Source organism: Microbacterium sp. JZ70, assembly GCF_053903225.1.
Genome location: NZ_CP096405.1, coordinates 2,144,058 through 2,157,732, shown reverse-complemented (window position 1 = coordinate 2,157,732; position 13,675 = coordinate 2,144,058). Strand labels below are relative to the sequence as shown.

Sequence of the window (13,675 nt, the reverse complement as noted above, 5' to 3'; positions counted from 1 at the left end):
CGGTCTCCTTACGCTCCCGCGCCCGACAGGGCCGGCTGGTCGGCGGATGCGAGGTCGGACGGGCTCGACAGCGTGCCGCGCACGGCCGTCGCCGCCGCGACGAGCGGCGACACGAGGTGCGTGCGCCCGCCCTTGCCCTGGCGCCCCTCGAAGTTGCGGTTCGAGGTGGACGCGCAGCGCTCGCCCGGCGCGAGCTGGTCGGGGTTCATGCCCAGGCACATCGAGCAGCCGGCGAAGCGCCACTCGCCGCCGAACTCCTTGACGATCCGGTCGATGCCCTCGGCCTCGGCCTGCAGCCGCACGCGCGCCGAGCCCGGCACGACCATGACGCGCACGCCGTCGGCCTTCTTGCGGCCCTCGATGATCGACGCGAAGGCGCGCAGGTCCTCGATGCGGCTGTTCGTGCACGAGCCCATGAAGACCGCGTCGACCGGGATCTCCTTGAGCGGGGTCCCCGGGACGAGGTCCATGTACTCGAGCGCGCGCTCGGCGGCTGCGCGCTCGTTCGGGTCCTCGAAGTCGTCGGCGGCCGGCACGACGTCGCTGAGCGAGACGCCCTGACCGGGGTTCGTGCCCCACGTGACGAACGGCTCGAGCTCGTTCGCGTCGATGAAGACCTCGGCGTCGAACACCGCGCCCTCGTCGGTGGGCAGCGTCTTCCAGTACGCGACCGCGTCGTCCCAGTCCTTGCCTCGGGGTGCGTGCGGGCGGCCCTCGAGGTAGGCGAACGTCGTCTCGTCCGGCGCGACCATGCCGGCGCGCGCCCCGGCCTCGATGGACATGTTGCAGATGGTCATGCGCCCCTCCATCGAGAGGGAGCGGATGGCGCTGCCGCGGTACTCGAGGACGTAGCCCTGGCCGCCGCCCGTGCCGATCTTCGCGATCACCGCGAGGATGATGTCCTTCGCCGTGACGCCCGGCTTCAGCTCGCCCTCGACCGTGATCGCCATCGTCTTGAAGGGCTTGAGCGGGAGGGTCTGCGTGGCCATCACGTGCTCGACCTCGCTCGTGCCGATGCCGAACGCCATCGCGCCGAACGCGCCGTGCGTCGACGTGTGGCTGTCGCCGCACACGACCGTGATGCCCGGCATCGTGAGCCCGAGCTGCGGGCCGACGACGTGCACGATGCCCTGCTCGGCGTCGCCCAGCGAGTGCAGGCGCACGCCGAACTCCTCGGCGTTGCGACGCAGCGTCTCGATCTGGGTGCGGCTCGTGAGGTCGGCGATCGGCTTGTCGATGTCGATCGTCGGGGTGTTGTGGTCCTCCGTGGCGATCGTCAGATCCAGCCGGCGGAGACCGCGTCCCTCGGCGCGCAGGCCGTCGAACGCCTGCGGGCTCGTCACCTCGTGGACGAGGTGGAGATCGATGTAGATGAGGTCGGGCTGGCCGTCCTCGCCCTTCACGACGAGGTGGTCATCCCAGACCTTCTCGGCCAGCGTGCGGGGGCGATCCGGAACCCGGATGTCGTTGGTGCTCATGCTCTTCCTGCTCCTAGCGGTCGTCGGTGTCGGCCTACGACGGACTCCGCGACGGGGAGAGGCCTAGAGCGTGATCCCGTCGCGGCGCATAAGGAGAAGTCGGGCGCACCGCACCCCTTCAGGATAGCAGGGTGCTCACCGACCCCTGTCGATCTGCGAGATCTGCACAGTGCGACGCGGCGCGCCGACCCGCCGTGTGGGCAGATCGACGCGCCGCGTCGTCAGAGTGCTCAGCCGGTCAGCGTCCGGGCTCCGTCACGGCCTTCTCGCGGCGCGCCTCGCGCGAGGACGAGATGAGGCTCGCGATGGTGGCCACGGCCATCGAGCCGACGATGACGCCGAGCGACATCCAGTTGTTGATCTCGGGCACCCAGTCGATGTGGTGGCCGCCGTTGATGAACGGCAGCTCGTTGACGTGCAGCGCGTGCAGGATGAGCTTGACGCCGATGAACGCGAGGATGAACGCGACGCCGTAGTGCAGGTACTTGAGCTTCTCGAGCAGGTCGCCGAGGAGGAAGTACAGCTGCCGCAGGCCCATGAGCGCGAAGATGTTCGCCGCGAAGACGAGGAACGGCTCCTGCGTGATGCCGTAGATCGCGGGGATCGAGTCGATCGCGAACATGAGGTCGGTCACGCCGATCGAGACGAACACGATGATCATCGGGGTGAGCATCTTCTTGCCGTTGACGACGGTGCGGAGCTTCGCGCCGTCGTACTCGTCACTGATGTCGACGAATCGGCGGAGCGTCCGGACGATGAAGCTCTCGGTCTGCTCGTCGGCCTCGTGCTTCTCCGGCAGCGCCTGGCGCACGGCGGTGAAGATGAGGAACGCGCCGAAGATGTAGAAGATCCAGCTGAGGTTCTCGATGAGGGCGGCGCCGAGCAGGATGAACGCGGCGCGCAGCACGAGCGCGATGATGATGCCCACCATCAGCACCTCCTGCTGGTAGCGGCGGGGCACCGAGAACTGCGTCATGATCAGCACGAAGACGAACAGGTTGTCGATCGACAGGCTGTACTCCGTCAGCCAGCCCGCGACGAACTCGCCCGCGTGCTGCGCGTCGCCGAGGAACCAGAGGGCGCCGGCGAAGATGAGCGCGAGAGTGACGTAGAACACGACCCACAGCGTCGACTCGCGCGTCGACGGGATGTGCGGCCGCTTGAGGATGATGAGGAGGTCGGCGATGAGGATGAGGGTCAGGATCACGAGGGATCCGACCTGGAACCAGACAGGGATGTCCAAGCTCAGGGCCTTTCGGAGGGGACGGCGGTATGCGAAAGTCTCTCCCCCGTGCTGCGCACGGTGCCTGACCGGGACCCCTCCGTCGAGGTCCGTGATGACGAGCAGGCGTTGACGGGATACTCCCCTTCGACCATCAGGATACCCAAGCGGCCAGTGCGGATGGTTGCATGTGAGACGAACGCGCTCTCGCCGGACACCTGATCGATGAGAGACGACGTATCCGCATCGGGAGGCGCGATGGACGACGCACAGCGCGACGCCGAGCTCGTCGCCGCCGCGAGGGCGGGCGACGAGGTCGCGTTCCGCGCGCTCTACCGTCGGCACGCCCGGCCGGTGTACTGGATCGCGCACCGCCTCGTCGGATCCGATGCCGACGCGGAGGACGTCACGCAGGAGACGTTCGTCACGGCGTGGCGGAAGATCGCGGGGCTCGAGCTCGTCGGCGAATCGCTGCTGCCGTGGCTCGCCGCGATCTGCCGCCTCCAGGCCGCGAACCGGATCCGCGCGCGAAGGCGCGCTGCCGCCGACGAGGTCGACGAGGCGCTTCCGAGCCTCGTGAGCGTCGAGCAGCAGGTGCTCGACGCACGGCTCGCCGAGCGCATCGTCGAGGAGGTCGGCACGCTGAGCCCCCTGGACCAGCGGATCTTCCGGCTGTGCGCGGTCGACGGGTACGCCTATGCCGCGGCCGCCGAGGAGCTCGGCGTCGGCCACGGGGTCGTCCGCAATCGTCTCTCCCGCATCCGCACGCGCCTGCGTGCCGTCGTCGGAGAGGAGTCGTGATGGACGAGAGGGAGTACGCCGTGCTGCCCGAGGTGCCTGCCGAGGTCATCGACCGCATCGAGGAGCGGGTGTTCGCGGCGATCGACGACGAGCGGCACCGCGATCGCGCGCTGCGTCCGGCACCGCGACGGCGTCGGATGTGGCCGGGGATCGTCTCGGGAGCCGCGGTGCTCGTCCTCGCGCTCGCGATCGCCCCGACCGCCGTGTCCTGGTTCGATCAGCCGCGCGGCTCGGAAGCCGCCTACGACGGCTCGGCGAGCTCGAGCGAGGGCGGCGAGTCCGCTCCCCTCCAGGGCGAGAGCGTCACCGCGCCGGTCGAGGGCGACGACGCCGCAGCCGACAGGGAGGTGATCCGCACGGGATCCGCCTCGGTCGAGGTCGACGACGTCGATGACGCGATCGACGACATCCGCGCTCTCGTCGAGCGGCACGGAGGGCACATCGAGGGGCTCCGCGTGACGGAGGCGACCGCGGAGGACGCCGCGCTCCCCGGGGCGAGCTGGGTCACGGTGCGCGTGCCGGCCGACGACCTCGACGCCGTCGTCGACGCGCTCGGCGATGTCGGCGAGGTCCACGACACGGAGCTCTCGGCGCAGGACGTCACGACGCAGGCGGTGGATCTGCGCGCGCGCATCGCGGCGGCGCAGGCGTCGGTCGAACGGCTCACCGAGCTCATGGCGCAGGCCGGGACGGTCTCGGAGCTGCTCGAGGCGGAGCAGTCGCTCTCGGAGCGCCAGGCGCAGCTCGAGTCCTACCAGCAGGAGCTCGCGCTCCTCGAGGGCCAGGTCGCGATGTCGAGCCTCACGATCACCCTCACCACGGAGCCCCCCGTGACGGCACCCGACCCGGCCGGCTTCCAGGACGGACTCGTGGCGGGCTGGAACGGCCTCGTGGCGGCCGTGAGCGGCGCAGTCGTCGCGCTCGGCTTCCTCCTCCCGTGGCTGGGGGCGGCCGCGATCGTCGCAGGAGCGTGCTGGCTCGTGGTCCGCCTGCGCAGGCGGCGGCGCGCACGCGGGGAGGCCGTTCCGGAAAACCGGCGCTGATCGGCCAGACACGCGCGGGCGACCGCAGGAGGGGGCCTCGATTTGCCCGCCCCTGTCTCTCCGTGTCATACTCTTCTGGTGCCCGGGAACGGGAAGAACACGAAGAACTGAACACAGACTACGGCCCCATCGTATAGCGGCCTAGTACGCCGCCCTCTCACGGCGGTAACGCGGGTTCGAATCCCGCTGGGGTCACCGTAGAGAAGAAGCCCGGATCCGAGGATCCGGGCTTCTTCGCGTTCCCGGTGGTTGACTGATCCTCATGCGCGTCACGAAGCACGAACATGCCGCCCTCCGCATCGAGAAGGACGGGGCGACGCTCGTCGTCGACCCGGGATCGTTCACCGCCGCCCTGCCGGACATCTCCGATCTGGCGGGCATCGTCATCACCCACGAGCATCCGGATCACTGGACCCCCGAGCACATCGCGGCGCTCCGCGCGCGCCATCCGTCGGCTCCCGTCTTCACGACGCGCGCCGTCGCCGCGCAGCTCGACGGCGACGCGGTCGTCGTCGCATCGGGAGACAGCGCGACCGCCGGCCCCTTCCGCCTCTCGTTCCACGGCGGTGTGCACAACGAGATCCACTCCTCGATCCCGCTCGTCGAGAACATCGGCGTCTTCGTCGACGACCTCCTCTACTACCCGGGGGACTCGTACGCGCTCCCCGGGCGCGAGGTGCCGCTGCTCGCCGCGCCGATCGGCGCGCCCTGGCTCAAGATCGGCGAGGCGATGGACTTCGTCCTCGCGGTCGCGCCGCGCGCCGCGTTCGGCACCCACGACGTGCCGCTGTCCGCGCAGGGCCTCGCGATGCACCGCGGGCGCCTGCGCTGGGCCACCGAGCAGGGCGGCGGCGTGTTCCACGACCTCGACGCGGGCGACGCGATCGACGTCGGCTGATCGGGGGCCGAGGGGCGGCCCGGGCAGAATGGCGTCATGCCCATCCTCAACAAGGACATGTCGGTCTGCATCTCGCTCTCGGGCCGGCCCTCGAACATCGGCACGCGGTTCCACAACTACCTCTACGAGGAGCTGGGCCTGAACTTCGTGTACAAGGCGTTCACGACCGACGACATCGAGGGCGCCATCCGCGGCGTGCGGGCCCTCGGCTTCCGCGGCTGCTCGGTGTCGATGCCGTTCAAGGAGGCTGTCATCCCGCTCGTCGACGAGATCGAGCCCTCGGCCGAGGCGATCGCCTCGGTGAACACGATCGTCAACGACGGCGGCCGCCTCATCGCCTCGAACACCGACTACGAGGCCGTCGCCGAGCTGCTCGCGGCGCATGACGTGGACCCCGCGCTGCCGGTGGTCGTGCGGGGTTCGGGTGGGATGGCCAAGGCCGTGGTCGCGGCCTTCCGGGGCGCGGGATTCGACCGCGTGACCGTGGTCGCGCGCAACCCGCAGGCCGGACCGGCCCTCGCCGACGCCTACGGGTACCGGTGGACGCCGACCGACCCCGAGCCGGGCGAGGGCGTGATCGTCAACGTGACGCCGCTCGGCATGGACGGCCCCGACGCCGACGCGCTGGCCTTCTCGCCCGCGCACGTGGAGGCCGCCGACGTCGTCTTCGACGTCGTCGCCTTCCCCTCGGAGACGCCGCTCGTGCGGGCGGGACGCGACGCCGGCAAGCGGCTCATCACGGGCGCCGAGGTCATCGCCCTGCAGGCCGCCCGTCAGTTCGCCCGGTACACGGGCGTCACGCCGACGCCCGATCAGGTGCGCCGGGCCTCCGAGTTCTCGCGCGCCGGCTGACCACGGCGGAGCGCCTTCCCCGCGACGCGCGGCCGGGGAGTACCGTGCTGTGCACGACAGGCCCGCGCGGGCGGGGCCCCTCGACAGGAAAAGGCGGGAACGACGATGTCCGACCAGGTCTACCTCTACATCGCGCTCGGCATCTACTTCGCGGGCATGCTCGCGATCGGCTTCTTCGCCGCCCGCCGCACGAAGGACCACGAGGACTACATGCTCGCGGGGCGCAACCTGCCGCCCTGGGTCGCCGCTCTCTCGGCGGGCGCGTCGGACATGTCGGGATGGCTCGTGATGGGACTCCCGGGCGCGATCTACGCGACCGGCCTCATCGAGGCCTGGATCGCGATCGGGCTCACGATCGGCGCCTACCTGAACTGGCTCATCGTCGCGCCGCGGCTGCGCGCGTACACCGAGGTCAGCAACAACTCGATCACCGTGCCGAGCTTCTTCGAGAATCGGCTGAAGGACCGGTCGCGGCTGCTCCGGATCGTCTCGGCCCTCATCATCCTCGTCTTCTTCACGCTCTACATCTCATCGGGGATGGTCGCCGGCGGCGTGTTCTTCGAGAGCTCGTTCGACGGCGACTACCTCGTGGGCATGCTCCTCGTCACGGGCGTCACGCTCGCCTACACCCTGTTCGGCGGGTTCCTCGGCGCTTCTCTCACCGACGTCGCCCAGGGCCTGCTCATGATGGTCGCGCTCATCCTCGTGCCGGTCGTCGCCATCGCGAACGTCGGCGGGCTGGGCGCCGTCGGCGAGGCGATCGCCTCGGCGTCGCCCGACGCCCTCTCGTTCACGGGCGGCGAGGCGCTGTCCGGTGCCACGGTGCTCGCGATCGTGTCGGCCCTCGCGTGGGGTCTGGGCTACTTCGGCCAGCCGCACATCATCGTGCGCTTCATGGCGCTGCCGACGCCGGCGGGGGCGAAGCCCGCCCGGCGCATCGGGATCGGCTGGATGGTGATCTCGATGGGCGGCGCGGTCATCGCGGGCCTCGCAGGCATCGCCTACTTCGACCAGCCCGGCGTCGAGGAGCTCGCGAACCCGGAGACGGTCGTGCTGCGGATGTCGCAGATCCTGCTGCACCCGCTCATCGCCGGCTTCGTGCTCGCCGCCGTCCTCGCGGCCATCATGAGCACGATCTCGAGCCAGCTCATCGTGTGCTCCTCGGCACTCGTCGAGGACCTCTACAAGGTCGTGCGCAAGGCTCCGCCGCGTGACCGCACGCTGGTGATCCTGGGGCGCTCGTGCGTCCTCGCCGTCGCGATCGTCGCGGCACTCCTCGCCATCAGCCCCAACGACACGATCCTCGGGCTCGTGGCGTTCGCCTGGGCCGGGTTCGGTGCGTCCTTCGGGCCGCTCATCCTCCTCAGCCTGTTCTGGAAGCGCCTCACGGCGTGGGGCGCCCTCGCCGGCATGGTCTCCGGCTCCGTCATCGTCTTCACATGGCCGCTGCTCGGCACCGGCGTGTACGAGCTGCTCCCGGGCTTCATCGGCGCCCTCATCATCGCCGTGCTCGTCAGCCTCGCGACGTACCGCGCGAACGCGGACATCGAGCGGGAGTTCACGGACACGGCCGCTCTGACCATCGCGCGGCCCGGGGCGCCCGCGTGAGCATCGGCATCCGCCGCTGGTGGCAGGGCCCGCTCGACGTCGAGGGCCTCGCGATCACGGCGGTCTCCGCGGCCGCGGATGGCGCGCGTGCTGTCGCGCGCGCCCGCGGACTGTCCGTCTCGGTGGACACGTCCTCCGAGCTCATCCGATCGGCGTTCGAGACGGTCGAGCACGCCCGCGTCGACGGCCGGAGCGTGTCGCCGTGGGCTGAGCTCTCGGGCTTCGTCACCTGCGCCGACGGATTCGCGCGTCTGCATGGCAACTACCCGCACCATGCCGACGCCATCCGCCGCGCGCTGGGGGTCGAGACGCGGCGCGACCTCGACGCGCGCGCTGCCGGCATGCCCGCGCAGGAGCTCGAGGACACGGTCGTCGCGGCGGGCGGCATCGCGGCCCGCGTGCGCACGGCCGATGAGTGGAAGGACCATCCGCACGGACGCGTGACGCATGACGCGGCCTGGAGCGAGGTCGTCCCGGACGGGGAGAGCCGCATCGGGCCATCCGACACCGCCCCGCTCGCGGGCGTGCGGGTCCTCGATCTCACCCGGGTGCTCGCGGGACCGACGTGCACGCAGCTCCTCGCCTGCCTCGGCGCCGACGTGCTGCGGGTGGATCCGCCCGGCCGACTGGAGATCCTCGAGCAGCACCTCCTGACCGGGATGGGCAAGCGCTCGATCGAGCTCGATCTCGCGAGCCGCGCCGCCGACGCGCGGGCTCTCGTCGCCGACGCCGACGTCGTCGTGCTGGGCTACCGCCCCGGTTCCCTCGACCGCTTCGGACTGACGCCGACCGCCCTCGCGGCCGATCACCCGGGCCTCATCGTCGCGACCCTCTCGGCGTGGGGCGAGGACGGCCCCTGGGGTGCCCGTGCGGGATTCGACTCGATCGTCCAGGCGGCGACGGGGATCGCAGACCTGTGCGCCGACGCCGACGGACGACCGGGCGCGCTGCCCGTGCAGGCGCTCGACTTCGCGACCGGATACGTGCTGGCCGCGCGCGTGCTCGAGCTCCTCGCCTCGGGGCGCGGCGGTCTCGTGCGGGCGAGCCTCCTCGGCGCGGCGCGGGCGCTCCTCGCGTCCGCGCCGCCGCCCGAGACCGACGACGAGGTGTCGATGGGGACGACGATGGTGAATGTCAGCTCCCCGCACGGCACGCTCTTCCTGCCCCCTCCCCCGGTCCTCCTCGACCGCCGCACGATCGAGCGCGACGTCGGCGGGTACGGCGCGGCCGCACCCGCCTGGCGCTGACATCCGGCTCAGCGCGCGCCGCGAGCCCTGCGCTCTCCCTCGGCGAGACGCGCGAGCGCGACCGCGCCGACGAGGAGGCCGAAGTCGCGCAGCGCCACGTCGAAGTAGCCGGGCAGGGTGAGCAGATTCACGATGATCCCGAGCAGCCACGCCGCCACGACCCACGCGCCCCAGCGCGGGAGGATCGCGACGAGCACGCCGGCGGCGATCTCGACGACCCCGACGACGCGCATGGCGAACACGTCGTCGCCGGGGAGGATCGCGTCGATCCAGGGCGCGAGGTAGATCGTCCAGTCGACGAGGAGATTCGCGAACTTGTCGAGCCCGAAGAGGATCGGCGCGGCGGTGAACACGGTGCGGAGCAGCAGGAACGCCTGGTGCGTCGGAGAGCGGAGATCGCCGACCCCGGTGAGCGTCTCTGCTCGGGAACTGCGGAGTGTCGACATGAGCGTCGTCCTTTCTATCGGAAGTTACTCCGCACGTTAGAACGGGGGTAGTCTTTCGTCAAGAGGGTTCTCCGAAAGAAGGCGGACGAGATGACCGATGCCGATTCCGAGGCCACCCGCCGGATCCGCGGGCTCGCCGATCCGCTCCGCCGCGCCATCTACGCGTTCCTCAGCCGCCAGCGCCACGCGGTCACGCGCGACGAGGCCGCGAGCGCGCTCGACATCCCGCATCACCAGGCGAAGTTCCACCTCGACCGCCTCGAGCAGGACGGCCTCGTGACAGTCGACTACGCCCGCCCGCCCGGGCGCACGGGCCCGGGAGCGGGGCGACCCGCCAAGCGGTACCGCCCTGCCGAGAGCGAGATCGCCGTCTCGGTGCCGCCGCGTGGCTACGACGTCGCGGGTGATCTGCTCGCCCGCGCGATCACGCGCAGCGCGGCCGACGGCATCCCGGTGGCGGAGGCGGTCGCCGACGTCGCGCGAGCCAGGGGCCGTGCGATCGCCGCGGCGCGGGGCGCCGAGCCGCCCGTCTCCGCGTCCGCCGCGCGGGAAGCGGCCGAGGACATCCTGCGCGGCGAGGGATACGAGCCCGAGCGCGAGGGGCCCACCACGGTGCTGCGGAACTGCCCGTTCCATCGACTCGCCCAGGATCACCGCGACCTGGTGTGCGGCATGAACTGCGCGCTCATCGACGGAGTGGGCGACGCGCTCGCGCCGCACTCGCCCGCGGTCGCCCTCGAGCCGGAGGACGGCCGCTGCTGCGTCACCCTCCGAGACGGGGCGTAGCGGCCGCGCTCAGTGCGACGAGGCGATGCGCTGCCGCGATCGTCGCCGGCCGATGCGAGATGAGAAGAACCGCGCGTTCACTCTGACGGGCCAGGAGCTCCATGATCGCCGCGTCGGCCTCGGCGTCGAGCGAGGCCGTCGCCTCGTCGAGGACGAGGACGCGAGGATCGCGCAGGAGCGCCCGAGCGATCGCGACACGCGCGCGCTGACCGCCGGAGAGACCGGCCCCGTGCTCGCCGACGTCGGTGTCGAGGCCGCGTGGAAGCCCCGACCGCGCGTCGAGGAGTCCCGCCGAACGCGCGGCCGCCGTGATCCGCTCCTCGGGCGCGTGAGGATCGCCGAGGACGATATTCGAGCGAATCGTTCCGCGCAGGAGCGGCGACCCCTGCGGGACCACGGCGATCCGCGCGCGAAGTGCATCGTCCGCGAGAGCACGCAGGTCCACGCCGTCGATCCGCACCGCTCCCCTGTCCGGATCCCACTGCCGCGAGGCAAGCGCCGCCGCCGTCGACTTGCCTGAGCCGGATGCTCCGGTCAACGCGACGATCTCGCCGGGCCGGACGTGAAGGTGGAGGTCCTGCAGGACCGGAGCTCCCGCACGATACGCAAAGCAGACACCGTCGAAGCACAGCCCTCTCGCGTCTCGGAGCCTCGGGGTCGGCGAGAGCTCGTCGGTCACCGCAGGCGGTTCCGCGAGCAGGGAGTCGATGCGCGCCGCTGCGGCGGTCAAGGTCCCCGCCCCGCGCAGGAGGTCAGCGATCTGCGCGGCCGGTGCGACGCCCGCCGCGGCGAGCGTGACCGCGAGCGGGATGTCCGCGCGTGGGATTCCCGTGTCCGCGACCACGACCAGCACCGCAGAGACAACGGCGATGGCGATGGCGAGGTCCGCGATCGCGCGCTCCGCCCCGACGCGAGACGCCTCGCGAACCTGCGTACGGGTGTGCCGGAGCGTCCGCTCCGCGAGACGATCGAGCTGACGCTCGAGTGCCGCGGCCCCTGCGAGTTCGCGAAGGCCTCGGAGCGTGTCGACGAGCTCGGCGCGCAGTGCACCCGCATCTGCGGCCAGAGCGGCACCATCCCGCCCAGCCCGCCGACGGGTCGCCATCGGCACGACGACGCCGATGAGGAGCGGCGGCGTCCAGGCCAGCAGGAGCAGAGGGCTCACCGTGATCGAGACGGCAACGGCCGTCGAGAGCACGAGGACGGCCCCGAGCGCCTGTGCGATCGTGTGCGCGAAGAGCCACTCGAGCGTCTCGATGTCCGCGACCACCGCGGTCGCGAGGTCGCCCGTGCGACGCGGACGGATGCGCGACGGCAGGGCGCGACGGAGCACCCCGAAGACGCGGGAGCGGAGCTCTCCGATCACCCGATACGCGAGATCGTGAGACACCCAGGATTCGCGCCAGGCCGCGGCCGCCGCCAGCACCGCCAGCAGCACGGCGATCACGGGGGCAGACGACGGCAGCGGCGAACCGACCGCCGCGAGCCCGGCCATGCGTGCGAGAAGGATCGCGATCCCGAGCACTGCCGCCTGACAGACGACGCTCCACAGGATCGCCTCGACGAATCGCCCTCGCCGAACAGCCACCACCGGGAGAAGGCGCAGCAGCGGCCTCATCGAAGCACTGCTCCGCGCGAGGTCGGCACGGGACCGCGGCCGCGGGCGGCGACGCGCCCGTCCTCGATGGCGACCCAGTGGTCTGCACGTGCTCCCGTGCTCGCCCGGTGGGTGATGACGACCACCGTGCGCCAACCCGCTGCCGCGGTCGCCACGGCGTCGACGATCCGCCGCTCCGACTCCGCGTCGAGCGCCGAGGTCGCCTCGTCGAGGATGAGCACGGGCGCCGGCGACAGGAGCGCACGCGCGATCGCCAGCCGCTGCCGCTGGCCGCCCGACAGCTGTCCGCCGTTCTCGGAGAGGACGGTGTCGTAGCCCTCCGGCAGTCCGGCGATCACGTCGTGCACATCGGCGACCCGCGCGGCCTGCTCCACCTCGGCGTCGGCGGCCGACGGCCGGCAGAGCCGCAGATTGTCCTGTACCGACCATGCGAAGAGCACGGGGTCCTGCGGCACGACGGCGACGCTCGCGCTGAGTGCGACGCGGTCGAAGTCCCGGATATCGACGCCGCCGATCCTGATGATGCCGGCATCGGGGTCGATGTCGCGCTCCACGAGCCGAGCGAGCGTGCTCTTGCCCGCGCCGGACGGGCCGATCACGGCCAGCGTCTCCGCCGCTTCGACGCGGAGACGGACATCGCGGACGCCGCGACCGGTAGCCGGATAGGTGAAGGACACGCCTTCGAACTCGAGGAGCCCGGTCGGCGCCGGCCGGGGCCGTCCCCCCATGCGGGGCGCTGTCGAGGAGGACCGCTGCAGCTCATCGAGGCCGTCGACCGCGCTCAGGCCCAGATACCCGGCGTGCCAGCACGCCCCGAGATCCTGGACAGGACGGAAGCACTCCCGCGCCAGCAGCAGGACCGCGACCGCGGCTGCGCCATCGCCGTCTCCGCCGGACACCGCCAGGGTCGCGAAGATCACGGCTGCCGCCGCTCCGAGGTGCATCGCGAGCGCGCTGACGGCCGTCTCGACCAGCGACAGTCGCAGCTGACCCATCGTGTCGCGCCTCAGCGCATCGCCCTCCGCCGAGAGCCGGTCCGCCGCGCGCGCCGTCGCGCCGAAGATCCTCAGGAGCGGGATGTGCTCGAGGCTCTCGACGAAGTCCGACGAAAGACGGGTGAACCGCTCCCAGCGCTCCCGTCCCGTGCGCAGCAGGCGGGCGTCCCATGCGCGCGGCGCGATAACCGCAACCGCCGCGGCGATGCCGAGAGCGACGCCCGCGGTCGGAGCACGTCCGACGGTCAGCGCCACGACCGTCGCCGGTACCACGAGCACGACGATCAGCTGAGGGAGGTAGCGCGTGAAGTAGGCCTCGAGTCCATCGACGCCGTCGATCGCGATCGCGGCGATCCGACCAGAGTCCCGGTCCGTCGCGGAGATCCCGACGGCGCGAGTGAGAAGACGCGCACGCAGTCTGACCCGGACCGAGGCGCCGAGCCGAGCTGCCGTCGTGTCCCTCACCCAGACCACGAGCGCGCGAGCCGCAGCGACCGCCCCGAGCACAGCGACCGAGCCCACCACGCCTGGCCCGCCCGACACGATCGCGGCCACGGCCGCGGCGATCGCCATCGCGAAGGCGATATGGAGCCCGGAGAGGAGAAGGCCGAGCGCGGCCACGCCCGCGATCGCACCCGAGACCGCGCCGGCGAGCTCGAGAAGCCGCCGATGGATCATCGG

The 13,675-nt window shown here is 71.5% G+C and carries 12 protein-coding genes and 1 tRNA gene; 8 read left to right on the top strand and 5 right to left on the bottom strand.

Annotated elements, in window-relative coordinates; all coding sequences use genetic code 11:
• Positions 1 to 8 precede the first annotated feature (8 nt).
• Entirely contained in the window at positions 9 to 1,478 is a 1,470-nt protein-coding gene (gene leuC, locus M1D46_RS09835) for a 3-isopropylmalate dehydratase large subunit (protein ID WP_271171675.1), read from the bottom strand.
• Positions 1,479 to 1,716: 238 nt separating this feature from the next.
• Positions 1,717 to 2,721: a TerC family protein gene (locus M1D46_RS09830; RefSeq protein ID WP_282977565.1), complete on the bottom strand. Its 1,005-nt coding sequence runs from the start codon at positions 2,719 to 2,721 to the stop codon at positions 1,717 to 1,719.
• 237 nt (positions 2,722 to 2,958) lie between these two features.
• Here M1D46_RS09830 and M1D46_RS09825 point away from each other — a divergent pair, with 237 nt between their 5' ends.
• The 7 genes from M1D46_RS09825 (at position 2,959) to M1D46_RS09795 (ending at position 9,149) form a co-directional block, all read left to right on the top strand.
• Entirely contained in the window at positions 2,959 to 3,501 is a 543-nt protein-coding gene (locus M1D46_RS09825) for an RNA polymerase sigma factor (RefSeq protein WP_271171673.1), read from the top strand.
• Positions 3,501 to 4,544: a DUF4349 domain-containing protein gene (locus M1D46_RS09820; RefSeq protein WP_456285451.1), complete on the top strand. Its 1,044-nt coding sequence runs from the start codon at positions 3,501 to 3,503 to the stop codon at positions 4,542 to 4,544. The genes M1D46_RS09825 and M1D46_RS09820 overlap by 1 nt, the downstream gene beginning before the upstream one ends.
• A gap of 122 nt (positions 4,545 to 4,666) precedes the next feature.
• Positions 4,667 to 4,739: transfer RNA gene (locus M1D46_RS09815), tRNA-Glu, on the top strand.
• Between the two features lie 67 nt (positions 4,740 to 4,806).
• Positions 4,807 to 5,442: an MBL fold metallo-hydrolase gene (locus tag M1D46_RS09810; RefSeq protein WP_324011487.1), complete on the top strand. Its 636-nt coding sequence runs from the start codon at positions 4,807 to 4,809 to the stop codon at positions 5,440 to 5,442.
• A gap of 36 nt (positions 5,443 to 5,478) precedes the next feature.
• Positions 5,479 to 6,294 carry a shikimate 5-dehydrogenase gene (locus M1D46_RS09805; RefSeq protein ID WP_456285450.1) on the top strand — a complete coding sequence of 272 codons (816 nt, stop codon included), beginning with the start codon at positions 5,479 to 5,481 and terminating at the stop codon, positions 6,292 to 6,294.
• 105 nt (positions 6,295 to 6,399) lie between these two features.
• Complete coding sequence (putP, locus tag M1D46_RS09800; RefSeq protein ID WP_456285449.1) at positions 6,400 to 7,902, top strand: sodium/proline symporter PutP; 1,503 nt, start codon at positions 6,400 to 6,402, stop codon at positions 7,900 to 7,902.
• Entirely contained in the window at positions 7,899 to 9,149 is a 1,251-nt protein-coding gene (locus M1D46_RS09795; protein WP_456285448.1) for a CoA transferase, read from the top strand. The genes putP and M1D46_RS09795 overlap by 4 nt, the downstream gene beginning before the upstream one ends.
• Positions 9,150 to 9,157: 8 nt before the next feature.
• On the opposite strand, the gene M1D46_RS09790 is transcribed toward M1D46_RS09795, so the two are convergent.
• A complete protein-coding gene (locus tag M1D46_RS09790) occupies positions 9,158 to 9,595 on the bottom strand; it encodes a hypothetical protein (RefSeq protein WP_456285447.1) in 438 nt (145 codons plus the stop codon).
• Positions 9,596 to 9,685: 90 nt separating this feature from the next.
• Between M1D46_RS09790 and M1D46_RS09785 the strand changes: the two genes are divergently transcribed.
• Complete coding sequence (locus M1D46_RS09785) at positions 9,686 to 10,381, top strand: helix-turn-helix transcriptional regulator (protein ID WP_456285446.1); 696 nt, start codon at positions 9,686 to 9,688, stop codon at positions 10,379 to 10,381.
• Here M1D46_RS09785 and M1D46_RS09780 read toward each other — a convergent pair.
• Positions 10,359 to 11,999 carry an ABC transporter ATP-binding protein gene (locus M1D46_RS09780; protein WP_456285445.1) on the bottom strand — a complete coding sequence of 547 codons (1,641 nt, stop codon included), beginning with the start codon at positions 11,997 to 11,999 and terminating at the stop codon, positions 10,359 to 10,361. The genes M1D46_RS09785 and M1D46_RS09780 overlap by 23 nt on opposite strands.
• Positions 11,996 to 13,672 (bottom strand): ABC transporter ATP-binding protein/permease, encoded by a 1,677-nt coding sequence (locus tag M1D46_RS09775; protein WP_456285444.1) that lies wholly within the window; start codon positions 13,670 to 13,672, stop codon positions 11,996 to 11,998. The genes M1D46_RS09780 and M1D46_RS09775 overlap by 4 nt, the downstream gene beginning before the upstream one ends.
• Between the last annotated feature and the right edge of the window lie 3 nt (positions 13,673 to 13,675).

What these genes read in the sequence shown, in the direction of transcription:
- leuC (WP_271171675.1), bottom strand. Translation starts at nt 1,478, where the DNA reads ATGAGCACCAACGACATCCGGGTTCCGGATCGCCCCCGCACGCTGGCC.
- M1D46_RS09825 (WP_271171673.1), top strand. Translation starts at nt 2,959, where the DNA reads ATGGACGACGCACAGCGCGACGCCGAGCTCGTCGCCGCCGCGAGGGCG.
- M1D46_RS09820 (WP_456285451.1), top strand. Translation starts at nt 3,501, where the DNA reads ATGGACGAGAGGGAGTACGCCGTGCTGCCCGAGGTGCCTGCCGAGGTC.
- M1D46_RS09810 (WP_324011487.1), top strand. Translation starts at nt 4,807, where the DNA reads ATGCGCGTCACGAAGCACGAACATGCCGCCCTCCGCATCGAGAAGGAC.
- M1D46_RS09805 (WP_456285450.1), top strand. Translation starts at nt 5,479, where the DNA reads ATGCCCATCCTCAACAAGGACATGTCGGTCTGCATCTCGCTCTCGGGC.
- putP (WP_456285449.1), top strand. Translation starts at nt 6,400, where the DNA reads ATGTCCGACCAGGTCTACCTCTACATCGCGCTCGGCATCTACTTCGCG.
- M1D46_RS09790 (WP_456285447.1), bottom strand. Translation starts at nt 9,595, where the DNA reads ATGTCGACACTCCGCAGTTCCCGAGCAGAGACGCTCACCGGGGTCGGC.
- M1D46_RS09785 (WP_456285446.1), top strand. Translation starts at nt 9,686, where the DNA reads ATGACCGATGCCGATTCCGAGGCCACCCGCCGGATCCGCGGGCTCGCC.
- M1D46_RS09780 (WP_456285445.1), bottom strand. Translation starts at nt 11,999, where the DNA reads ATGAGGCCGCTGCTGCGCCTTCTCCCGGTGGTGGCTGTTCGGCGAGGG.
- M1D46_RS09775 (WP_456285444.1), bottom strand. Translation starts at nt 13,672, where the DNA reads ATGATCCATCGGCGGCTTCTCGAGCTCGCCGGCGCGGTCTCGGGTGCG.